At 72.3% G+C, this 20,391-nt stretch carries 20 protein-coding genes, 1 tRNA gene and 2 pseudogenes; 12 read left to right on the top strand and 11 right to left on the bottom strand.

The annotated features are described in order from the left end of the window. Together ABZ899_RS35280 and ABZ899_RS35275 are read left to right on the top strand one after the other, a co-directional pair. Nucleotides 1-170 (top strand): annotated as a pseudogene (locus tag ABZ899_RS35280) (ABC transporter ATP-binding protein); the annotation flags it as partial. Next, nucleotides 157-1,068 carry an ABC transporter permease gene (locus tag ABZ899_RS35275; RefSeq protein WP_361354663.1) on the top strand — a complete coding sequence of 304 codons (912 nt, stop codon included), beginning with the start codon at nt 157-159 and terminating at the stop codon, nt 1,066-1,068. The pseudogene ABZ899_RS35280 and the gene ABZ899_RS35275, both read left to right, overlap by 14 nt. A 23-nt stretch (nt 1,069-1,091) precedes the next feature. On the opposite strand, the gene glpK is transcribed toward ABZ899_RS35275, so the two are convergent. Beyond that, on the bottom strand, nt 1,092-2,606 hold the full coding sequence (gene glpK, locus ABZ899_RS35270; protein ID WP_361354661.1) for a glycerol kinase GlpK: 1,515 nt from the start codon (nt 2,604-2,606) through the stop codon (nt 1,092-1,094). Nucleotides 2,607-2,645: 39 nt separating this feature from the next. Then, nucleotides 2,646-3,413: an IclR family transcriptional regulator gene (locus tag ABZ899_RS35265; RefSeq protein WP_361354658.1), complete on the bottom strand. Its 768-nt coding sequence runs from the start codon at nt 3,411-3,413 to the stop codon at nt 2,646-2,648. Between the two features lie 146 nt (nt 3,414-3,559). Here ABZ899_RS35265 and ABZ899_RS35260 point away from each other — a divergent pair, with 146 nt between their 5' ends. Next, complete coding sequence (locus tag ABZ899_RS35260; RefSeq protein WP_361354655.1) at nt 3,560-3,976, top strand: ATP-binding protein; 417 nt, start codon at nt 3,560-3,562, stop codon at nt 3,974-3,976. Nucleotides 3,977-4,067: 91 nt separating this feature from the next. On the opposite strand, the gene ABZ899_RS35255 is transcribed toward ABZ899_RS35260, so the two are convergent. After that, nucleotides 4,068-4,141, bottom strand: a tRNA-Pro gene (locus ABZ899_RS35255). A 42-nt stretch (nt 4,142-4,183) separates the two neighbouring features. Beyond that, on the bottom strand, nt 4,184-4,435 hold the full coding sequence (locus ABZ899_RS35250; RefSeq protein WP_361354653.1) for a hypothetical protein: 252 nt from the start codon (nt 4,433-4,435) through the stop codon (nt 4,184-4,186). A 320-nt stretch (nt 4,436-4,755) separates the two neighbouring features. On the opposite strand from ABZ899_RS35250, the gene ABZ899_RS35245 reads away from it, so the two are divergent. Then, complete coding sequence (locus ABZ899_RS35245) at nt 4,756-5,100, top strand: cupin domain-containing protein (protein WP_361354650.1); 345 nt, start codon at nt 4,756-4,758, stop codon at nt 5,098-5,100. Here the strand turns inward: ABZ899_RS35245 and ABZ899_RS35240 are convergent. Further along, nucleotides 5,090-6,094, bottom strand: coding sequence for a LacI family DNA-binding transcriptional regulator (locus ABZ899_RS35240; RefSeq protein ID WP_361354647.1), 1,005 nt, complete (start codon nt 6,092-6,094; stop codon nt 5,090-5,092). The genes ABZ899_RS35245 and ABZ899_RS35240 overlap by 11 nt on opposite strands. Before the next feature lie 133 nt (nt 6,095-6,227). On the opposite strand from ABZ899_RS35240, the gene ABZ899_RS35235 reads away from it, so the two are divergent. After that, nucleotides 6,228-7,388, top strand: a complete 1,161-nt coding sequence (locus tag ABZ899_RS35235) for a Gfo/Idh/MocA family oxidoreductase (RefSeq protein ID WP_361354644.1) — start codon at nt 6,228-6,230, stop codon at nt 7,386-7,388. A 387-nt stretch (nt 7,389-7,775) separates the two neighbouring features. On the opposite strand, the gene ABZ899_RS35230 is transcribed toward ABZ899_RS35235, so the two are convergent. Beyond that, nucleotides 7,776-8,804 carry a LacI family DNA-binding transcriptional regulator gene (locus ABZ899_RS35230; protein WP_361354641.1) on the bottom strand — a complete coding sequence of 343 codons (1,029 nt, stop codon included), beginning with the start codon at nt 8,802-8,804 and terminating at the stop codon, nt 7,776-7,778. Between the two features lie 106 nt (nt 8,805-8,910). Between ABZ899_RS35230 and ABZ899_RS35225 the strand changes: the two genes are divergently transcribed. The 4 genes and pseudogenes from ABZ899_RS35225 to ABZ899_RS35210 all read left to right on the top strand — a co-directional run. After that, on the top strand, nt 8,911-10,077 hold the full coding sequence (locus ABZ899_RS35225; RefSeq protein WP_361354639.1) for a phytanoyl-CoA dioxygenase family protein: 1,167 nt from the start codon (nt 8,911-8,913) through the stop codon (nt 10,075-10,077). Between the two features lie 21 nt (nt 10,078-10,098). Then, on the top strand, nt 10,099-10,875 hold the full coding sequence (locus tag ABZ899_RS35220; protein ID WP_361354636.1) for an SDR family oxidoreductase: 777 nt from the start codon (nt 10,099-10,101) through the stop codon (nt 10,873-10,875). Between the two features lie 51 nt (nt 10,876-10,926). Then, complete coding sequence (locus ABZ899_RS35215; RefSeq protein ID WP_361354634.1) at nt 10,927-11,931, top strand: Gfo/Idh/MocA family oxidoreductase; 1,005 nt, start codon at nt 10,927-10,929, stop codon at nt 11,929-11,931. Further along, nucleotides 11,928-12,321 (top strand): annotated as a pseudogene (locus tag ABZ899_RS35210) (Gfo/Idh/MocA family oxidoreductase); the annotation flags it as partial. The gene ABZ899_RS35215 and the pseudogene ABZ899_RS35210, both read left to right, overlap by 4 nt. 2 nt (nt 12,322-12,323) lie before the next feature. Here the strand turns inward: ABZ899_RS35210 and ABZ899_RS35205 are convergent. From ABZ899_RS35205 to ABZ899_RS35185, 5 genes are read right to left on the bottom strand one after another with little or no spacing between them, the layout of a single operon-like run. Then, entirely contained in the window at nt 12,324-13,349 is a 1,026-nt protein-coding gene (locus ABZ899_RS35205; RefSeq protein WP_361354631.1) for a Gfo/Idh/MocA family oxidoreductase, read from the bottom strand. A 24-nt stretch (nt 13,350-13,373) separates the two neighbouring features. Then, nucleotides 13,374-14,276 (bottom strand): sugar phosphate isomerase/epimerase, encoded by a 903-nt coding sequence (locus tag ABZ899_RS35200; RefSeq protein ID WP_361354628.1) that lies wholly within the window; start codon nt 14,274-14,276, stop codon nt 13,374-13,376. Between the two features lies 1 nt (nt 14,277). Next, entirely contained in the window at nt 14,278-15,186 is a 909-nt protein-coding gene (locus ABZ899_RS35195) for an ATP-binding cassette domain-containing protein (RefSeq protein WP_361354625.1), read from the bottom strand. A 5-nt stretch (nt 15,187-15,191) separates the two neighbouring features. Further along, nucleotides 15,192-16,271 (bottom strand): ABC transporter permease, encoded by a 1,080-nt coding sequence (locus ABZ899_RS35190; RefSeq protein WP_361354622.1) that lies wholly within the window; start codon nt 16,269-16,271, stop codon nt 15,192-15,194. Next, nucleotides 16,271-17,287, bottom strand: a complete 1,017-nt coding sequence (locus tag ABZ899_RS35185; protein ID WP_361354620.1) for a sugar ABC transporter substrate-binding protein — start codon at nt 17,285-17,287, stop codon at nt 16,271-16,273. The genes ABZ899_RS35190 and ABZ899_RS35185 overlap by 1 nt, the downstream gene beginning before the upstream one ends. A 296-nt stretch (nt 17,288-17,583) precedes the next feature. Between ABZ899_RS35185 and iolC the strand changes: the two genes are divergently transcribed. Genes iolC through iolB form a run of 3 tightly spaced genes read left to right on the top strand, consistent with a single transcriptional unit; the run spans nt 17,584 to nt 20,389 of the window. Beyond that, nucleotides 17,584-18,543 carry a 5-dehydro-2-deoxygluconokinase gene (iolC, locus tag ABZ899_RS35180; RefSeq protein WP_361354617.1) on the top strand — a complete coding sequence of 320 codons (960 nt, stop codon included), beginning with the start codon at nt 17,584-17,586 and terminating at the stop codon, nt 18,541-18,543. A 34-nt stretch (nt 18,544-18,577) separates the two neighbouring features. Further along, nucleotides 18,578-19,456 (top strand): deoxyribose-phosphate aldolase, encoded by an 879-nt coding sequence (locus ABZ899_RS35175; RefSeq protein WP_361354614.1) that lies wholly within the window; start codon nt 18,578-18,580, stop codon nt 19,454-19,456. Nucleotides 19,457-19,483: 27 nt separating this feature from the next. After that, nucleotides 19,484-20,389, top strand: coding sequence for a 5-deoxy-glucuronate isomerase (gene iolB, locus ABZ899_RS35170; RefSeq protein WP_361354611.1), 906 nt, complete (start codon nt 19,484-19,486; stop codon nt 20,387-20,389). Nucleotides 20,390-20,391 lie beyond the last annotated feature (2 nt).

Genomic DNA, 20,391 nt, shown 5'->3' with positions numbered 1-20,391 from the left:
AGCTCGCCCAGCGGGTCGTGCTGCTGTCCTCGCGCCCCGGCCGTATCGCCCGGGAGTGGACGGTCGGCATCCCGCAGCCCCGCCGCATCGAGGACACCGCGGTCGCCGAACTGTCCGCCGAGATCACCGAAGAACTGCGTGGGGAGATCCGCCGCCATGGCCGGCACTGACAACGGCGTCGACACCAAGGTCGACACCGGCAAGAACGACACCGAGGACCTGGCCGGGCTGGAGGCCGGGCTCGACGCCCTGGACTCGGTGCGGGTCCGCCGGACGTCGCTGCGCGAGACCCTGATCCGCAAGGTGCTGCCGCCGGTCACGGCGGTGGCGCTGGTGCTGGCGGTGTGGCAGGTGCTCGTCTGGGCGGAGGTCGTCCCCGCCTACAAGCTGCCCTCGCCGTCCGAGGTGTGGGACGAGGTGCGTGACGCCTGGCTCCAGGGCACCCTGCTCGACTACATCTGGACGTCGGTCTCGCGCGGCCTGCTCGGCTTCCTGCTGGCACTCGCGATCGGCACCCCGCTCGGACTGCTGGTCGCCCGGGTGCGGTTCGTCCGGGCCGCCATCGGCCCGATCCTGTCCGGACTGCAGTCGCTGCCGTCCGTGGCCTGGGTGCCGCCCGCCGTGCTGTGGCTGGGCCTGGACAACTCGATGATGTACGCCGTGATCCTGCTGGGCGCGGTGCCCTCGATCGCCAACGGGCTCGTCGCGGGCGTCGACCAGATCCCGCCGCTGTTCCTGCGGGCCGGCCGCACCCTGGGCGCCACCGGGCTGCGCGAGGCGAGGCACGTGGTGATGCCGGCCGCGCTGCCCGGCTACCTGGCGGGTCTGAAGCAGGGCTGGGCGTTCTCCTGGCGGTCGCTGATGGCCGCGGAGATCATCGCGTCCTCCCCCGACCTGGGCGTGGGCCTCGGCCAGCTCCTGGAGAACGGCCGCAACAACAGCAGCATGTCCCAGGTGTTCCTGGCGATCCTCCTGATCCTGCTCGTCGGTATCGCCATCGACCTGCTGATCTTCAGCCCGCTGGAGCGCCGGGTGCTGCGCAGCCGGGGCCTGCTGGTCAGCGGCTGACGCGGGGCCCGCGCCCCGCGGGCTCACGGACGCCGGGGAGTACGGACCCAGCCGAGCGACCGCTCGACGGCATGCTGCCAGGACTCGTACTCCCACTCCCGGCGCTCGGCGTCCATGTCGGGCAGCCACTGCGCGGCCCGGTGCCAGTTGCGGCGCAGGACCGCCAGGTCCGGCCAGTACCCGGCGGCGAGCCCGGCCGCGTAGGCGGCGCCCAGCGACACCGTCTCGGCGACCAGGGGCCGTACGACGGGGACGTCGAGGACGTCGGCGAGGATCTGCATGAGCAGGTGGTCGGAGGTCATGCCGCCGTCGACCTTGAGCTGTTTGAGGGCGAGCTCGGAGTCGGCGTTCACCGCGTCCACGACCTCGCGGGTCTGCCAGCCGGTGGCCTCCAGGACGGCCCGGGCGAGATGCCCCTTGGTGATGTAGGAGGTGAGGCCGACGATGACGCCCCGGGCGTCGCTGCGCCAGTGCGGGGCGAACAGGCCCGAGAACGCGGGCACGATGTAGCAGCCGCCGTTGTCCTCGACGGTGCGGGCCAGCGTCTCGATCTCGGGGGCGCTGTGGATCAGGCCCAGCCGGTCGCGGAACCACTGCACCAGGGAGCCGGTGACGGCGATCGGGCCCTCCAGCGCGTAGACGGTGGGCTGTTCGTCGATCTTGTAGGCGACCGTGGTGAGCAGCCCGTGCTCGGAGCGCACGAGGTCGGTGCCGGTGTTCATGACCAGGAAGCTGCCGGTCCCGTAGGTGCACTTCGCCTCGCCCGGTGAGAAGCAGGTCTGGCCGAACAGGGCAGCCTGCTGGTCGCCGAGGGCGGCCGTGATGGGGACGCCGGGCAGCACGGCGCGGGCCTCGCCGTAGCGCTCGGCGGAGGGGCGGATCTCGGGGAGCATGGTGCGCGGCACCCCGAAGAAGTCCATGAGCGCCCGGTCCCAGGTGAGCGTCCGGATGTCCATGAGCATGGTGCGGCTGGCGTTGGTGGCGTCGGTGATGTGCAGTCCGCCGTCCGTGCCGCCGGTCAGGTTCCAGATCAGCCAGCTCTCGATGGTGCCGAACAGCACCTCGCCGTCCCGGGCGCGCCGCTCGAGTCCGTCGACATGGTCGAACAGCCAGCGGATGCGGGGCGCGGAGAAGTAGGTCGACGGGGGCAGGAGGCAGTGGTCGAGGAAGAAGTCGTCGCCCGGGTCCCGGCGCAGTTCCTCGACGAACGGGGCGGTGCGGGTGTCCTGCCAGACGATGGCCCGGCCCAGCGGGACGCCGGTGCGCGGATCCCACAGGACCGTCGTCTCGCGCTGGTTGGCGATGCCGATGGCGGAGATCTGGTCCGGTGCCACCTGGGCGTTGGCCAGGGCCTCGGGGACGACGCGCTGGAGGTTGCGCCAGATCTCGACGGCGTCGTGCTCGACCCAGCCGGGCTGCGGGAAGTACTGCTGGTGCTCGCGCTGGGCGACGGAGACCAGCCGTCCTCCGTGGTCGAACAGGATGCACCGGGTGGAGGTGGTGCCCTGGTCGATGGACATCACATACCGCTCCACCATGATCGGCCCTCCTTCCGGTGTGTCGTGGGGTGCCCCGGCCTACCAGCGGGCCGCGCCGAGGTCCCTGGAGATCGCGCGAGCCGCCTCGCGCAGCACGGTGATCAGGGCCGGCTGGGGCCGGCCTCTGGTGTCGCAGAGCCGCTCGACGGCGCCGGACACGCCGATCGCCCCCACGACGAGCCCTCCCTGTCCTCGGATCGGCGCGGCGATCCCGGCCTCGCCCATGCTCATCTCCTGCACCTCGGCGCCCCATCCCAGGTCCCGTATCTCGGCGAGCGCCCGGTGGAGGTCGGCGAAGTGGACCAGGGTGTGCCGGGTGTACGCCTCCAGGGTGGTCTCCAGCAGCGGCTCGACGGGGGCGGCGCCGAAGGCCAGCAGGACCTTGCCGAGCGAGGACGCGTGCAGGGGCAGCAGCGCGCCGACGTCCAGGGTCTGGAGGGTGTCGTCGGGCCGGAAGACATGGTGGATGACGAGCACCCTGCCCTCCAGGGGGGTGCCGAGCCGGACGGCCTCACCGCTGCGGGCGGCGAGCGCGTCCGCCCAGTTGATCGAGCGGGACCGCAGTTCGTTGACGTCGAGGTAGCTGGTGCCGAGGTGCAGCAGCGCCGCCCCGAGCTGGTACTTGCCGGTCGCCGGGTCCTGTTCCACGAAGTCGACGTGCTGCAGGGTGCGCAGGATGCCGTGGGCGGTGCCCTTGGCGAGGCCCAGGGAGGAGGCGACCTCGCCGAGTCCCAGCCGCCGGGAGCCACCGGCGAGCAGCCGGAGGATCGCCGCGGCCCGCTCGATGGACTGGACGGGGCCGGCCATGGCATGAGCCTAGTCCGATTTATCCCCTTTGGGACTCTCGTTCGGTAATGCCGACCCAGGTTCGTTGACCGGGTTTGCTTGGCTTTCTACCGTTTTTCATCGACCCAGCTTTTTCACCGGAGGGCTTTCCCCGAGGAGGAGGACCGATGATCACTGCGCTGCCGTGTGCCGCGCCCCAGGGGGAAGTCGAGCACGTGTTCAGCCTGCCGCACGCGCCGGAGACCGCGGGCGGTGTACGCCGCAGGGTACGCGGCGTACTGGCGGACTGGAACCTGACGGCGGACGCCGCCGCGGACGTCCTGCTGGTGGTCTCCGAACTGGTCACGAACGCGATCGTGCACGCCCTGCCGCCCGCGACCCTGCGGGTCTCCCGCGACCCGGGGGAGGCGTGCGTGGCGGTCCGCGTCGAGGTGACCGACACCGGTCCCGCCGCCCTGCCGTCCGCCGTCGACCCGGACGAGCACGGCCGGGGTCTGGAGATCGTCAGCACGCTGGCCGAGCGCTGCGGGGTGCGGGTGCAGTCCGGCAGCACGTGCCGGTGGGCGGAGCTGCGGGTGGACTAGGGGGTGACACCCGCGACGAGGGCCGGCTCCTCGGCGCCCGCCATGCGAAAGGGCCCCCGCGGACTGCTGCCCGCGAAGGCCCTGCACACCGTCGGGACGACAGGATTTGAACCTGCGACCCCTTGACCCCCAGTCAAGTGCGCTACCAAGCTGCGCCACGTCCCGGTGCCCACCACACGGGGAACCGTGTGATCACGCAGGTCAACCCTACCGCATGGGCGGCGCGGCACCGACGGGCGCCTCGTCCGGGGGCACCGCCGCATCCCGGTCGGCCATGGGGTACGCGGGTCGGCCCGCCGGACCCCGGGGGGCGCTGCCGTGCTGCCCCCGGCCGGGACTCCAGGACATGCCCCCGACGAACCCCGCCATCAACACGGTCACCAGCGCGACCACCCACCACGGCAGACCCGCCGTCGCCATGTAGGCGACGACCGCCACCAGCGCGAGAAGTGCCACCACGTCCCGCTCCCCCTTCACCCGTACCTCACCAGCCCCCGGTGTCCCGAAAGCAGCCACGCGTCACAGCGGGCATATGACGCAACAATACGCGAGACCGTCGTACAGCCCACTTCGGACGATCGGTACATATGACAGAGCGGTTCATATGACGGGCGGACCGGGGGGCGCTCGGGTGCGTGGACGCGGTCCAGGCGCCCGACGCCGTTCGCGCGGTCTCGCCCGTCCGCGCCCCGGGCGCGACGGAGTGTCCGTCCGGCGCCTTCGCCACCCCACACTGTGTACGGACCGCACGGTCACCACCCCCGACTAGGGTCGGCCGCATGACGCACAGCTTCGCTCTCCACATCCCCGACGCCGAGCTCGAACCCGAGCCCCTGGCCCCGGAGCAGATCGTCTCCGGGACGCCCGAGGTGACCGGGAAGGTGGTGTGGGAGTCCGCCGACGGACGTCAGGTGCGGGGCATCTGGCAGATCACGCCGGGCGTGGTCACCGACACCGAGGCCGACGAACTCTTCGTCGTGGTCAGGGGATCGGCCACCATCGAGGTGGAGGGCGGACCGACGCTCCGGGTCGGGCCCGGCGACATGGCCGTGCTGCGCGAGGGCGACCGTACGACGTGGACCGTGCACGAGACGCTGCGCAAGGCGTACGCGATCAGTCTGTGAGCGGGGGGCCCGTGGTGCCCCGGATCTCCAGCGCGGGCGCGGCGAGCCGGACCCCGCCCGCTCCCCCGGTGCCGGCGAACCGGTCCAGCAGGCACCGGGCGGCGCGCCGGCCGACCTCGTGGCCCGCGTTGTCGACGGTGGTCAGCCAGACGTGGCGGAGCCGGGCGATGCTGGTGTTGTCGTAGCCGACGACCGACAGGTCGTGCGGCACCCGCAGCCCCGACTCCTCGGCCGCGGACAGCGCGCCGATGGCGCAGATGTCGTTGACCGCGAAGACGGCCGTCGGCCGCCGCGCACGGCTCAGCAGCCGGACCGTCGCCCGGTAGCCGCCCTCCTCGGTCATGTCGCTGCCCTCGACGACCGCCCCGTCCGCCAGGCCGTGCTCGCGCATCACCGCCTCGAAGCTGCGCCGGCGCAGCCCACCGACCGCCCCGTAGCCCGCGATGTGCGCGATGCGCCGGTGGCCGAGGCCGATGAGGTGCTCGGTGACCAGACGGGCGCCGCGCTCGTCGTCGTTGGCCACCACGTCCACCCCTGCGGGCGCCGGTTCGCGCGCCCCGGCGACCACCACCGGCAGCCGCTCGGCCGCCTCGGCGAGCGCCGCCGGATCGGGCAGGGTGCCGACCACGACCAGCCCGTCCACGCGCAGGTCCAGCAGGGGACCCGCGGGGTCCTGGCCGGTACGCCGGTTGAGGCGGGCGTCGGCCAGCAGCATGTGCAGGCCGTTGTCGTGCAGCAGGGAGTTCAGGCCGTCGAGCAGCTCGACGAACCAGGGGTTGCGCAGGTCGTTCAGCAGGACGCCGACCGTACGGGTGCGCTGTTCGCTGAGGCTGCGCGCGGCGGCGTTGGGCCGGTAGCCGAGCTCGCGCACGGCGCGCAGGACGGCCTCGCGCTTCTCCGGGCGCACCTGTTCGGAGCCCCGCAGCACCAGCGAGACCAGCGACTTCGAGACGCCGGCGCGGTCGGCCACGTCGCGGATGGTCGGGGGTCTCATGGGGATGGACCGTTCCATGCGTCCAGGGCGCTTGTCAAAGGCGGACGCCGCGCGGGAAGAGGGTTGACACGGGTCACGGCGGCGACCGAAGGTGACCCGGACAGAGAATGGACCGGTCCAATGAGGGGCTGCAATGGTGGACACGCTCGGCGTCGCCGTCGTCGGATTCGGCTGGATGGGGCGCGTGCACACACAGGCGTACGCCCGCCTCGCGCACCACTACCCGGACCTGCCCCTGCGCCCGGAGCTGGTGACCGTGGCCGAGGAGGTGCCCGGCCGGGCCGAGGAGGCCGCCGCGCGCTTCGGGTTCGCCTCGGCGACCCGGGACTGGCGCGAGGTGGCCGCCGACCCGCGCGTCCGGGCGGTCAGCGTCACCGCGCCGAACTTCCTGCACCGGGAGATCGGGGTGGCGATGGCCGAGGCCGGCAAGCACCTGTGGATCGAGAAGCCGGTCGGGCTGACCGCCGGGGACGCCCGGGCCGTGGCCGACGCGGCCGCCCGGGCCGGGGTGCGCTCCGCGGTCGGCTTCAACTACCGCAACGCGCCCGCCGTCGAGACCGCCCGCGACCTCATCGCGTCCGGTGACATCGGCACCGTGACCCATGTGCGCATCCGCCTGTTCAGCGACTACGCGGCCCATCCGCAGGGGGCGCTGACCTGGCGTTACGAGCGCGAGCGCGGCGGCAGCGGCGTGCTGGGCGACCTCGCCTCGCACGGCGTGGACCTCGCCCGCTTCCTGCTCGGTGACATCGCCGCACTGACCGCCGACACCGCGGTCTTCGTCCCCGAGCGGGCCCGGCCGACCGGCGCCACCGCCGGGCACACCCTCGCGACCGGCGAGCTCGGCCCGGTCGAGAACGAGGACTACGTCAACTGCCTGCTGCGGTTCGCCTCCGGGGCGCGCGGCGTGCTGGAGGCCTGCCGGGTCTCGGTCGGCGAGCAGAACAACTACGGCTTCGAGGTGCACGGCACGCGGGGCGCGGTGTTCTGGGACTTCCGGCGGATGGGCGAGCTGAGGGTCAGCCGCGGCACCGCCTACCAGGACCAGCCGGTCGCCACCGTCCATGTCGGGCCTGGTGACGGCGAGTTCGGCGCGTTCCAGCCGGGTGCCGCGAACGCGATGGGCTACGACGACCTCAAGGTCGTCGAGGCGTACCGGTTCCTGCGTTCGATCGCCGAGGGCACGTCGTACGGGGCCACCCTGGACGACGCGGTGCACAGCGCCGCCGTACTGGACGCGATGGTGCGCTCGGCGGGCAGCGGCACGTGGGTGGACGTGGTGGCGGAGGGCTGAGGGCGCGCCTCGGCGTGCCCGCCGAGGCGCCTCCCGATGGCCACCTCGACGGGCGCCGTCACCAGCCGGAGCCACACGGCGGCCTGGCCGTACGCCGGGGCGAGGGGCACACCGGCGACGAACACCACCACCGTCACCGCGGGGTCGACGAGGAACGGCCGGAAGCCCTCCGGCGGTCCCGCCGTGCCAGGCGGCCAGGGGCGCCGGGCCGGGACGAGGACCACAGCGAGGCCGGCGGCGCCGAGGGCGGCGACCGTCGCCGCGTACCCGGCGACCGACTCTGGCTCCCCGCCGTACTCGGAGAGGAGCTCGGTGGGAGAGGGCAGCAGGACCGCGACCCCCAGGCCGGCCCGGGCGGCGTACGCGCCCGGCCCCGTCCCCCGTCCGTCACCCGACCGGCGCCGGCATGTTGTACGGCGTCACCACCTGGATCGCCGACGGCACCGTCGGGCCGGCCAGCGGCAGCGCGCCGTGCGCCCGCATCACGACGTGGCACACCTCGCGCAGATCGTGCCGCAGATCGTGGTGGAGCACGACGGACAGCCGGTGCTCGCGCAGCAGCCGGGTGTTGTCCCCGTCGAGATCGTGGGCGACGAACACCGCGCACTCGCGTCCGAGGTCCTCGAAGGCGCGCAGGGTGGCGATGTTGCCGCCGCCGATGGAGTAGACGGCGCGGATCTCCGGATCGCGTTCCAGCGCGGCCCGGACCAGGTCGTACTGGGTGGCGTCCAGTCCGTGGCCCTCGGCGATCTCCACGAGGGTGCGCTCGGGGTGCAGGGTCCGCATGGCGCTGCGGAAGCCCATCTCGCGCTCCTCCTCGTTGCGGAAGAACCCGCTGCTGAGGCTGGTCAGCACATTGCCGGGCCGGTCCCCCAGCCACTGGCCCATGAGATAGGCGGCGGTGGCGCCCGCGGCCCGGTTGTCGATGCCGACGTAGGCGAGGCGGGCCGTGGCGGGAAGGTCCGTCACCAGGGTGACGACCGGGATGCCGGCGTCCACGAGCCGGGCGACGGCGGCGGTGACCTCGGGGACGTCCGGGGCCTTGAGGATGACGCCCTGTGAGCCGCGCCGGGCGATGCGGTCGAGCGTGCCGGTCAGTTCCGCGACCGGACCCGTCTCGCGGAAGTGGAAGCGGGAGCGCACCACGGCCGGGTGCAGGGACGGCAGTTCGGCCTCCAGGGCCGCGCGGACGGCCGTCGTGAACCGCTGCGGGGCCTGCACGACCATGTCGACCATGAAGGTACGGCCCTGGAGGCGGACCTGGGTGCGCTGGCGGTCCAGGTCCGCGATGGCCTGGTGGACCTCGCGCGCGGTGCTCTCGCGCACGCCTTTGCGGCCGTTCAGGACCCGGTCGACCGTGGCCTCGCTCAGACCGGCCTGACGTGCGATCTCCCGGATCGGGAAGGGATGGCCCATGCGACGGCTCCTGAGGGGTTTTTGATGGCTTCCTGCTGGTTGTTCGAGGGGATTGTCAGGACAAGAATGGCATCACCGAGCCGCCCCTGTCATCGAGAGGACGACGATGTCTCTCACCTCCTCGCACCGCCCGGTCCGGCTGTCCGAGCGCGACTGCGATCTCGCGGACTTGCGTGAGCTGGTCGAACGGACCACGGATCACGCCGACTACCCGTACGCCCGTGCCGTGGAGCAGGGCGTCCTCGTGTACGACAGCGACCGCCTGCGCGCGGCCGGCGACCCGCGGGACGTGCGGGCCGAGCTGGTGCACGCCCTCGCGGACGGGCCCGGCATCGTGGTCCTGGAGGGCGCCTTCCCCGACCCGGCGGTCGTCGACCGGCTGACCGCTGTGTTCGACGCGCTGATCGCCGAGCAGCGCGCCGCGGGCACCGCCGCAGGCGACCACTTCGCCCGGCCCGGCGCCAACGACCGGGTCTGGAACGCCCTGGAGAAGTCAGCCCTGTACGATCCCGCCGCGTTCGCCGACTACTACGCCAACGACATGCTCGCCCTGGTGTCGACGGCCTGGCTGGGTCCGGGCTACCAGGTCACCTCGCAGGTGAACGTGGTCAACCCGGGCGGCGCCGCGCAGACCGCGCACCGCGACTACCACCTGGGCTTCCTGTCCGCCGAGGCCGCGGCCGCCTACCCGGCGCACGTGCACAGGCTGTCCCCCGCGCTCACCCTCCAGGGCGCCGTCGCGCACTGCGACATGCCGGTGGAGTCCGGGCCGACGATGTACCTGCCCCACTCGCAGCGCTACGAGCCGGGCTACCTGGCCTGGCGGCTGCCCGCGTTCCAGGAGTACTTCGAGGCGCACCACGTGCAGCTCCCGCTCGCCAAGGGCGACGCGGTCTTCTTCAACCCGGCGCTGTTCCACGCCGCCGGCACCAACCGCTCGGCGGACATCCGGCGCACCGCCAACCTCCTGCAGGTGTCGTCCGCGTTCGGGCGGGCCATGGAGACGGTGGACCGCGAGGCCGTGGCCAACGCCGTCTACCCCGTGCTGCTGGACCGGGTCGCCGAGGGCGCCGGCGCGGCCTGGGCGGAGAACGTGATCGCCGCGAGCGCCGAGGGCTACCCGTTCCCCACCAACCTGGACAACGACCCGCCGGTCGACGGGCTGGCCCCGCCGTCCCAGGCGGACGTCGTGCGGCGGGCGCTCGCCGAGGGCCGGACGCCCGAGGCGCTGCGCGCGGAGCTGCGGGCCGGCGCCGAGCGGCGCAAGAGCTGACTGAAAGGACCCGGAACACCCATGGGACTTCTCGACGACAAGGTCGTCCTCGTCAACGGCGGCAGTCAGGGCGTCGGTGCCGCCGTCGCCCGGGCCGCCGTGCGCGAGGGGGCGGTCGTGGCCGTCACCGGGCGCCGCGCGGAGCCCGGTGAGGCCCTGGTGGCCGAGCTGACGGCCGCCGGGGGCAAGGCGCTGTTCATCCGCGCCGACCTCGCGGACGCCGAGCGGGCCAGGTCCTCGGTCGCCGAGGTCGTGGCCGCGTACGGCCGGATCGACTGCCTGGTCAACTCGGCGGGGCTGACGTCCCGGGGCACGCTCCTGGACACCACGCCCGAACTGTTCGACCAGCACATCGCGATCAACCTGAAGGCGCCGTTCTTCGCCATGCAGGCCGCCGTGGCCGACATGGTGGCGCGCGGGGCGCCCGGCACCGTCGTCAACATCATCACGTCCTCCGCGCACGGCGGGCAGCCGTTCCTGGCGCCGTACGTCGCCGCCAAGGCCGGTCTCGTGGGCCTCACCCGCAACGCCGCGCACGCGCACCGCTGGGACCGGATCCGGATCAACGGCCTGAACATCGGCTGGACGGCGACCGAGGGTGAGGACGTCACCCAGCGGACGTTCCACGCAGCGTCGGACGACTGGCGGGAGCGGGCCGCGGCGAAGCTGCCGATGGGCAAGCTCGGACAGCCCGACGAGATCGCCGACTTCGTGGTGCTCCTGCTGTCGGAGCGGTCCGGGGTGGTCACCGGATCGGTGATCGACTGGGACCAGAACGTCCTCGGCGGCCTCGACTAGCAGCGCGGCTCCTCCCCCCTCACTCACCCTGCTCGACAAGGAAGTTGAAGCATGCGTATCGGAATCCTCGGCCTCGGCCGTATCGGCGCCTTCCACGCCGAGACCCTCGCGGGGCTCGACGTGGTGGACTCCCTCGTCGTCACCGACCCGTTCGCGGACGCCGCCAAGGCCGCCGCGGAACGGTTCGGCGCCGAGGTCGTGGACTCACCGCAGGCCCTGCTGTCGGCGGGCGTGGACGGCATCGTCGTCGCCGCCGCGACCGACGCCCATCCCGCGCTGATCCTGGCCGGCGTCGAGGCGGGCGTCCCCGTCTTCTGCGAGAAGCCCGTCGCCCGCACCATGAGCGAGGGCGTCCAGGTCCTCAAGGCCGTCCAGGACAAGGACGTGCCCATCCAGATCGGCTACAACCGGCGCTTCGACGCCGGCTTCGTCGCCGCCCGGGCCGCCGTGCGCTCCGGTGAGCTGGGCGAGCTGCACACCGTGCGGTCGACGACGCTGGACCCGGCGCCGCCGCCGGCCGCGTACATCGCCGCCTCCGGCGGCATCTTCCGCGACTGCTCCGTCCACGACTTCGACATCATCCGCTGGGTGACCGGACGCGAGGTCGCGGAGGTGTACGCGGTCGGCGGCAACAAGGGCGCCGAGTACATCGCGGACGCGGGCGACGCCGACACCACCGGCGCGATCCTCACCCTGGACGACGGCACCATCGCGGTGGTCTCCAACTCGCGCCACAACGCGCGCGGCTACGACGTCCGTATGGAGATCCACGGCTTCGCGGACTCCATCGCGGTCGGCCTGGAGGACAAGCTGCCGCTGCGCTCGGTGGAGCCCGGCGTGACGTTCCCCGCGGGCACCCCGCACGACTTCTTCATGGACCGTTTCACCGACGCCTACCGCGCCGAACTCACGGCGTTCACCGAGGTCGTGGCCGGTTCCCGGCCGTCCCCCTGCACGGTCGAGGACGCCCTGGAGGCGGGCTGGATCGCGGACGCGTGCACGCTGTCGCTGCGCGAGCACCGCCCGGTGACGATCGACGAGGTGCGGCAGGGGTGACCGGGCCCGGACCCGAACCGCTGCGCGTCGGCGTCCTGGGTCCGGCCCGCGTCACCGGGCGCGCCCTCGTGGGTCCGGCCCGCGCGCCCGGCCACCGCCTCGTGGCGGTGGCCGGGCGCGACCGGTCCCGCGCCGATGCGTTCGCCCCCGCCCACGACGTCGAGCGGGTGGCCGCCTCCTACGCCGACCTGCCGGCCGACCCGGCCGTCGAGGTCGTATCCGACCCGCTCGTCAACGGCCTGCACGGCCCGTGGAACCTGGCGCCCTCGCGGCCGGCGAACACGTCCTGACGGAGAAGCCGTCGGCGAGCCAGCCGAGGAGGCCGCCGAGGTGGGCCGGGCGGCGGCGTCCCCGGGCACGGTCTTCACGGAGGCGTTCCCCTGCCTGTTCGGTCAGCGGGCGTACAGCCCCGGCCGCTCCACCAGTTCCACCGGCACCCGCCCGCCCTCCTCCAGTGCCCGTACGCCCGCCGCCGACACCGCCGACACCGCGTAGCCGTCCCAGGCGCTCGGGCCGGTGACCTCGTCCCGGCGGGTGGCGTCGACCCACGCCTGGACCTCGCGGTCGTAGGCGTCGGCGAAGCGTCGCAGGTAGTCCTGGGCGATGGTGCCGCCCCAGTGGCCGGCGGTCTGGGTGACCACGGCGTGGCCGTCGCCGACGCGGGCGGTGCCGCGTTCGCAGACGACCTCGGCCTGGACCTGGTACCCGAAGCCGCAGTTGACGAAGATCTCGACGTCGACGACGGCTCCGCCGTCCGTCTCGAAGACGACGAACTGGGGGTCGCGGACGCCGTCCGGCGCGTCGCCGGACGGCGTCGGGGTGAGCACGGTGACGGCCGTGATCTCGTGGCCGAGGAGCCAGCGGGTCACGTCCATCTCGTGCGCCACGGAGTCCTCGACAAGCATCGCGGACGTCCAGCCGGGCGGGCTCGCCACGTTGCGGTGCCGGTTGTGCAGCAGCAGCGGGCGGCCCAGCCGGCCCGTGTCCAGCAGGGCCTTCAGTTCCCGGTACTCGCTGTCGTAGCGCCGCATGAAGCCGACCTGGACCCGGCGCCGGCCGAGGGAGCACTCGGCCCGGACCACCCGCAGGGCGGCGGCCGGGTCCGGGGTGAGCGGCTTCTCGCAGAGCACCGGCAGGCCGTGCTCGAACGCCGCCATGAGCGCCGCCTCGTGGGCGGGGCCGGGCGAGGCGACGATCACCGCGTCGACGTCGGGCGACGCCATTGCGGCGGCCGGGTCGGTGTGCACGGCGCAGCCGTCGACCCGGGACGCGACGGCCTCGGCGCGTTCCCGGTCGACGTCCACCACGGCGGTCACGCGGGCCCCGCTGACAGTCTCCTGGACGCGGCGCACATGGTCGGCGCCCATCCTCCCGGTGCCGATGACGGCGACGCCCAGGTCGTCCCGACGGTGGGGCATGGAGATCGGCGTCCTCTCGGGGCGTCAGGCGCCGCAGGACCTCAGGAACCTGCGGGTGCGGACCGCGATGGGCAGGGGCTTGTCCGGCTCGCAGGGGTACATGTCCTGCTCGACGATCGCGAACAGGTCGACGTCCAGCTTCTGCGCGGCCTGCAGGACCGAGCCGAGCTCCGGCACACCGGCCGGGGGCTCGCACATGACGCCGCGCGCCACGGCCGGTCCGAACGGGATCCCGTTCTTCACGACGTCCGCGAGGATCTCCGGATCCACCTGCTTGAGGTGCAGATAGCCGATGCGCTCGCCGTAGGTCTCGATCAGTTTGACGCTGTCGCCGCCGCAGTAGGCGTAGTGCCCGGTGTCCAGGCAGAGGTTGACGAGGTCGGAGTCGGTCGAGTCGAGGAACCGTTCGACGTGCGCCTCGGTGTCGATGTGGGTGTCGGCGTGCGGGTGCACGACGATGTCCAGCCCGAACCGCTCGCGCACCTCGCGGCCGAGCCGCTCCATGCCCTGGGTGAGGTGCCCCCACTGCTCGGCGGTGAGCTCGGAGGGCTCCAGGATCTCCGCGGTCTTGTCGTCGCGCCAGAAGGACGGGATGACGACGAGGTGCTTCGCCCCCATGGCCTGGGTGAGCGAGGCGACCTCGCTGACGTGCTCCCAGGTGGAGTCCCAGACGGCGGGGCCTCGGTGCAGCCCGGTGAAGATCGTGCCGGCCGAGACCTTGAGGCCGCGCCGGGCGATCTCGTCGGTCAGCCGGGCCGGGTCGGTGGGCAGATAGCCGTACGGTCCCAGCTCGATCCAGTCGTAGCCGGCCTCTGCGACCTCGTCGAGGAAGCGGTCCCAGGGCACCTGGGCCGGGTCGTCGGGGAACCAGACGCCCCAGGAGTCGGGGGCCGAGCCCACCCGGATACGGTCCAGCGCAGGGGGCATGTCAGGACTTCCCTTCCGAGGGGGCCACGGGTGCGGTGAGGGCGTCGGCTTCCGGGAGCTCCTCCACGTCGACGCCGCGGACCTGCGACAGCTCGTGCTTGAGCGCGGCGAGTTCGGTGCCGCCGGCCATGTGGTTGGTGAGCTCTTCGAGGCTGACCTCGTCGCGGGAGGCGCTGAGCTCCATGGTGCCCAGGCGCAGGACGCTGAAGTGGTCGCCGACCATGTAGGCGTGGTGCGGGTTGTGGGTGATGAAGATGACGCCGAGGCCGCGGTCGCGAGCGGCGGCGATGTACTTCAGGACCACGCCGGACTGCTTGACGCCGAGAGCGGCGGTGGGCTCGTCCAGGATGAGGACGCGGGCGCCGAAGTAGACGGCTCGGGCGATGGCCACGCACTGGCGCTGGCCGCCGGAGAGGGTGCCGATGGGCTGCTCCAGGTCGTCCAGGACGATGCCCATGTTGCGCAGTTCCTCGTCGGCGGTCCTCTTCATCCGCTGGATGTCGAGCCGGCGCAGGGGCCAGGGGCCCTTGGTCATCTCGGAGCCGAGGAAGAAGTTGCGCCAGACCGGCATCAGCGGGACGACGGCGAGGTCCTGGTAGACGGTGGCGATGCCCTTGTCGAGGGCCTCGCGCGGGGTGGAGAAACGCACCGGTGCGCCGTCGACGAGGAACTCGCCCTCGGTGTGCTGGTGCAGCCCCGAGATGATCTTGATCAGGGTGGACTTGCCGGCCCCGTTGTCGCCCAGGACGCAGGTGACCTGGCTGGGGAAGACCTTCAGGTCGACGCCGTGCAGGGCACGGATGTTGCCGTAGGACTTGCCCGCGCCGCGCAGTTCCACGAGCGGGGCGTCCCCCTCGGGGGTCCGGTCCTTCATCACGGCACCCTCGGTGCCGGTTCCTTCGGTGGTCATGTCGGTCACCTCCTGGTCGCCGTGCGCTGGACCCACTGGTTGATGAGGACGGCGCCGAGGAGCATCACGCCGAGGAACGCCTTGAACCAGTCGGGGTTCCAGCCGGCGTAGACGATGCCCTGCTGGACCATGCCGAACATGAAGGCGCCGAAGACCGGGCCGATGGCCGAGCCCGCTCCGCCGGTGAGCAGGCAGCCGCCGATGACCGCCGCCGCGATGTAGATGAGCTCCTGGCCGACGCCCTCGCCGGACTGCACGGTGTTGAACGAGAACAGCTGGTGCATGCCGACGAACCAGGCTCCGAACCCGACCAGCATGAACAGGGAGATCTTGGTGAAGGTGACGGGCACACCGACAGCCCGCGCGCTGTCCTTGTTGCCGCCGACGGCGAAGATCCAGTTGCCGTACCTGGTGCGCAGCAGCACCCAGGTGGCCAGGGCCGCGAAGACCAGCCACCAGACGACGGTGATCTTCACGTTGACGCCGCCGACCTCGAAGGACGAGGCGAAGAGCGCCTTGGCCTGGTCGAAGCCGTCCATGTCGCTGATGTCGTCCGTGGCGACGTTCCCGGTGACCAGCTTGGTCACCGCGAGGTTGACGCCCTGGAGGATCAGGAAGGTGCCCAGGGTGACGAGGAAGCTCGGCAGCCCGGTCTTGACCAGCATCCAGCCGTTGAAGAGGCCGACCGCCAGGGAGACGACGAGGGCGACGATCACACCGACCCAGACGTTCATCGTCAGCTGGTAGCTGACCATGCTCGCGGTCAGGGCCGAGGTGATCACGGCGACGCCCGCCGAGAGGTCGAACTCGCCGCCGATCATCAGCAGGGCCACGGGCAGCGCCATGATCCCGATGGTCGACGACTGGTACAGGATGTTCGCCATCGAGCTGCCGTCGCGCACGGCGGGTGCCGCGATGAGGAAGAAGACCAGCACCGCGACGGCGCCGAGGAAGACGCCCACCTCGGGCCGGGCCAGCAGACGCAGCGCCAGCGGGCGCCGGGCGGTCCGCCCGTCGGTCTCCTTGCCCGGGCCGGGGGCCGGCGGTGTGGTCACCGCCGGCTCAGCCTGTCGGGTCATGCTCATCACCGGGTGCCCTTCGCGGCGAACTTGTCGATGGTCTCGACGTTCGACTTGTCGACGAACGCCGGGCCGGTCAGCACCGGCGCCTCGCCGCCGCCCATGTAGTTGCCGTTGTTCTTGTACAGCCACAGGGAGTCGATCGCCAGGTAGCCCTGGAGGTAGGGCTGCTGGTCGACCGCGAACTCGATGTCGCCCTTGCCGATCGCCTTGGTCAGGTCCTTGTTGAGGTCGAAGGTCGCGACCTTCGCCTTGCTGCCGGCCTCGGACACCGACTGCACCGACGTCAGCGCGAACGGGGCGCCGAGGGCGACGACGTAGTCGATGTCGCTGTCCGTCTTCAGTTTGGCGGTGATCGTGGACTTCACGCTCGGCATGTCCGTGCCATTGACGTTCAGCGTCTCCAGGGAGCCCTCGAACGTCTTCTTCACACCGTCGCAGCGCTGGGTGAGTCCGATGTTGCCCTGCTCCTGGATGACACAGACGGCCTTCTTGGCGCCGGACTCGTTCAGCCGCTTGCCGAGGGCCTCGCCGGCCACCGTCTCGTCCTGGCCGAAGAACTCCGTCAGGCCGAGCTTCTGCCACTCGCTGACGCCGGAGTTCAGGCCGACGACGGGGATGTTCTGCGCCTTGGCCTTGCCGACGACCTCCTTGAGGGCGTCCGGCTTGGCCAGGGTTATCGCGATGCCGTCGACCTTCTGGTCGATGGCGTTCTGCACCAGGTTGGCCTGGCTCCCGGCGTTGGGGTCGGCGGAGTAGATCAGCTTGATGTTGTCCTTGGCGGCGGCCGCCTCGGCGCCCTTGCGGACGATGTCCCAGAAGGTGTCGCCGGGCGACTGGTGCGTCACCAGGGCGACCGTCATCCGGGGCGTGTCGGCCTTGCCCGCAGAGGCGTTCGCCCCGCCCTCGTCGGCCTCCTTGCCGCCGGAGCTGCTGGAGCAGCCTGCGAGGGTGAGCGCGGCCGCGGCGGCCACGGCCACGACGGAGGCCAGCTTGCGCGAGCGGGGGTAAGAGCGGTCCATCTTTCCAGCACCTCACTGTGCGACGGGTGTGCGACGGGGGGAAAGGGTGATCACCGGGTTACACGGTCCGGGCCTTCCCTGGGCCGGGCAGTGTGCCGTGGAACACGACGGTTGCGCTGGGACGGGATCAAATCCCTAGATGCGCCCGCTGTCAATACTTTGTTAAGACATTATTTCAGGCTCAGGTCCGAATGTAAGTACAAAGTATTGACAGCATCGGTCTCCGCGTCCTACACCTGGGAGGCGGCAGGCCCCTCGGGACCCGCACCCCCTGTCCAGCTCTAGGAGCGTCACGCATGGCCGAGACAGCCAAGCCCTTCGACTTGATCACGATGGGAAGAATAGGAGTCGACCTCTACCCCCTGCAGTCCGGCCTCCCTCTGGAGCGGGTGGAGACGTTCGGCAAGTTCCTCGGAGGGTCGGCCGCCAACGTCGCCGTCGCCGCCGCCCGGCTCGGCCGCCGCACCGCCGTGATCACGCGCACCGGAGCCGACCCGTTCGGCGCGTACCTGCACGAGGCGCTGAAGGACTTCGGCGTGGACGACCGCTGGGTGACCCCGGTCGCCGCCCACCCGACCCCCGTGACGTTCTGCGAGATCTTCCCGCCCGACGACTTCCCGCTGTACTTCTACCGGCAGCCCAAGGCGCCCGACCTGGAGATCCGCACCGACGAGCTGGACCTCGACGCGATCGCCGCGGCCCGGGTCTTCTGGATCACCGGCACCGGCCTGAGCGAGGAGCCCAGCCGTACGGCGACGCTCGCGGCCCTCGCCCACCGCGCCAAGGCCGGCGTCACGGTCTTCGACCTCGACTGGCGCCCCATGTTCTGGCGCGACCCCGACCAGGCGCGCCCGTACTACGCCGAGGCCCTGCGGCACGCCACCGTCGCCGTCGGCAACCTCGACGAGTGCGAGGTCGCCACCGGCGTCCGCGAGCCGCAGGCATGCGCGGAGGCCCTGCTCGCGGCCGGCGTCGAGCTGGCGGTCGTCAAGCAGGGCCCCAAGGGCGTGCTGGCGGTCCACCGCGACGGCACCCGCGCCGAGGTGCCGCCGGTGCCGGTGGAGGTCGCCAACGGGCTGGGGGCGGGCGACGCCTTCGGCGGCTCCCTGGTCCACGGCCTGCTGGCCGGCTGGGACCTGGAGCAAACCGTGCGGCACGCCAACGCCGCCGGGGCCCTCGTCGCCTCCCGCCTCGCCTGCTCCTCCGCCATGCCCACCGGGTCCGAGGTCGCGGACCTCCTCGCCCGGGCGTCGTGAGCGCCCGCCGAGCCACCCCTGAACGGAGCTTTCGTTGAGTCTCTCCATCCCCGACCTCACCGCGGTCAGAGCCCGGCACCCCGAGGCGATCGCGGAGGCCGCCGCCCGGCGGGTGCGCCGCCCGCTGATCGGCGCGAGCGGGCGCCTGATGATCGTGGCCGCCGACCATCCGGCCCGCGGCGCCCTCGGCGTGGGCGACCGGCGCCTCGCCATGGCCAACCGGGCCGAGCTGCTGGAACGTCTCTGCATAGCGCTGTCCCGGCCCGGCGTCGACGGGGTCCTGGCCACGGCCGACATCCTGGAGGACCTGCTGCTCCTCGGCGTCCTCGACGGCAAGGTCGTCATGGGCTCCATGAACCGGGGCGGCCTGGCCGGCGCCTCCTTCGAGATGGACGACCGCTTCACCGGGCACCGCGCCGAGGACATCGAGCGGATGCGGTTCGACGCGGGCAAGCTGCTGGTCCGCATCGACCTCTCCGACCCCGGCTCCCTGACCACGCTGGAGGCCTCGGCCCGCGCCGTCGACGCCATGGCCGCGCGCAAGCTGCCGATGTTCGTCGAGCCCTTCGTCTCCCGGCGCGTCGACGGCAAGGTCCGCAACGACCTGTCCGCCGAGGCCGTCACCCGCTCGATCGCCATCGCCTCCGGCCTGGGCGGCACCTCCGCCTACACCTGGCTGAAGCTGCCGGTCACCGACGACCCCGACCACATGGCCGAGGTCCTGGAGACCTCCACGCTGCCCGTGGTCCTGCTCGGCGGCGAGGTGGGCGGCGACCAGGAGGGGGCGTACGACCGCTGGCGCAAGGCGCTCCGGCTGCCCACGGTCCAGGGCATGGTCGTCGGCCGCTCGCTGCTCTACCCGGCCGAGGGCACTGTGGAGACGGCGGTGGACACGGCCGTCGGCCTGTTGTGACACGCACTGCGACGCGGAGGAACGACTGTGACGCTCGATGACGCGACGACGTACCACCTCCCCGCGGGAAAGGCGCTCGGCGGCCCGTACGTCGTCGACGTCACCCCGGAGAAGGCCCGCTGGGGGTACTCCAGCCTGCGGGTCCTGGAGCTGCCGCCCGGCGGCACGCACACCTTGGAGACCGGCGACAGCGAGTGGATCGTCCTGCCGCTGGCCGGCGGCTGCACGGTGACGGCCACCGACGACTTCGGCCACGACACCTTCACGCTCACCGGCCGTGAGAGCGTGTTCGGCGCCGTCACCGACTTCGCCTACGTCCCGCGCGACGCCCGGGCGACCGTCTCCTCCGCGGGCGGCGGGCGGTTCGCGCTGACCGGGGCGCGCTGCGACCGGCGGCTGCCGGCCCGCTACGGACCGGCCTCAGCGGTCCCGGTGGAGCTGCGGGGCACCGGCAGCAGCAGCCGCCAGGTGAACAACTTCGGCGCGGCCGGGGTCTTCGAGTGCGACAAGCTCATCGCGGTCGAGGTGATCACGCCCGGCGGCAACTGGTCGTCGTTCCCGCCGCACAAGCACGACGAGCACCGGCCCGGCGAGGAGTCGGTCCTCGAGGAGATCTACTACTTCGAGTTCGCCGGCCACGAGGGCACCCCCGGCCTCGGCTACCAGCGCGTCTCGCCGTCCGGCCGCGGCCGCGGCACCGACGTCCTCGCGGAGGTCCGCGACGGCGACGTCGTACTGATCCCCGACGGCTGGCACGGGCCGTCCATGGCGGTGCCCGGCCACCACATGTACTACCTGAACGTCATGGCGGGCCCCGAGGACGAGCGCGCCTGGCTGATCTGCGACCACCCCGACCACGCCTGGATCCGCGGCACCTGGCCGGACCAGCCCGTCGACCCCCGTCTGCCCCTCTACACCGCCCCGTCCCAGTGAGG

The organism is Streptomyces sp. NPDC046859, from assembly GCF_040645135.1.
Taxonomy (GTDB): Bacteria; Actinomycetota; Actinomycetes; order Streptomycetales; family Streptomycetaceae; genus Streptomyces.
The sequence above is the reverse complement of the archived record's forward strand: the minus strand, read 5'-3'. Positions and strand labels throughout refer to the sequence as shown.

Coding starts and splice junctions, on each gene's coding strand:
- ABZ899_RS35220 (WP_361354636.1), top strand. CDS start 10,099: ATGGGACTTCTCGACGACAAGGTCGTCCTCGTCAACGGCGGCAGTCAG.
- ABZ899_RS35275 (WP_361354663.1), top strand. CDS start 157: ATGGCCGGCACTGACAACGGCGTCGACACCAAGGTCGACACCGGCAAG.
- ABZ899_RS35200 (WP_361354628.1), bottom strand. CDS start 14,276: ATGCCCCCTGCGCTGGACCGTATCCGGGTGGGCTCGGCCCCCGACTCC.
- iolC (WP_361354617.1), top strand. CDS start 17,584: ATGGCCGAGACAGCCAAGCCCTTCGACTTGATCACGATGGGAAGAATA.
- ABZ899_RS35245 (WP_361354650.1), top strand. CDS start 4,756: ATGACGCACAGCTTCGCTCTCCACATCCCCGACGCCGAGCTCGAACCC.
- ABZ899_RS35205 (WP_361354631.1), bottom strand. CDS start 13,349: ATGCCCCACCGTCGGGACGACCTGGGCGTCGCCGTCATCGGCACCGGG.
- ABZ899_RS35190 (WP_361354622.1), bottom strand. CDS start 16,271: ATGAGCATGACCCGACAGGCTGAGCCGGCGGTGACCACACCGCCGGCC.
- ABZ899_RS35265 (WP_361354658.1), bottom strand. CDS start 3,413: ATGGCCGGCCCCGTCCAGTCCATCGAGCGGGCCGCGGCGATCCTCCGG.
- ABZ899_RS35260 (WP_361354655.1), top strand. CDS start 3,560: ATGATCACTGCGCTGCCGTGTGCCGCGCCCCAGGGGGAAGTCGAGCAC.
- ABZ899_RS35195 (WP_361354625.1), bottom strand. CDS start 15,186: ATGACCACCGAAGGAACCGGCACCGAGGGTGCCGTGATGAAGGACCGG.
- ABZ899_RS35185 (WP_361354620.1), bottom strand. CDS start 17,287: ATGGACCGCTCTTACCCCCGCTCGCGCAAGCTGGCCTCCGTCGTGGCC.
- ABZ899_RS35235 (WP_361354644.1), top strand. CDS start 6,228: ATGGTGGACACGCTCGGCGTCGCCGTCGTCGGATTCGGCTGGATGGGG.
- ABZ899_RS35215 (WP_361354634.1), top strand. CDS start 10,927: ATGCGTATCGGAATCCTCGGCCTCGGCCGTATCGGCGCCTTCCACGCC.
- ABZ899_RS35225 (WP_361354639.1), top strand. CDS start 8,911: ATGTCTCTCACCTCCTCGCACCGCCCGGTCCGGCTGTCCGAGCGCGAC.
- ABZ899_RS35230 (WP_361354641.1), bottom strand. CDS start 8,804: ATGGGCCATCCCTTCCCGATCCGGGAGATCGCACGTCAGGCCGGTCTG.
- ABZ899_RS35240 (WP_361354647.1), bottom strand. CDS start 6,094: ATGAGACCCCCGACCATCCGCGACGTGGCCGACCGCGCCGGCGTCTCG.
- glpK (WP_361354661.1), bottom strand. CDS start 2,606: ATGGTGGAGCGGTATGTGATGTCCATCGACCAGGGCACCACCTCCACC.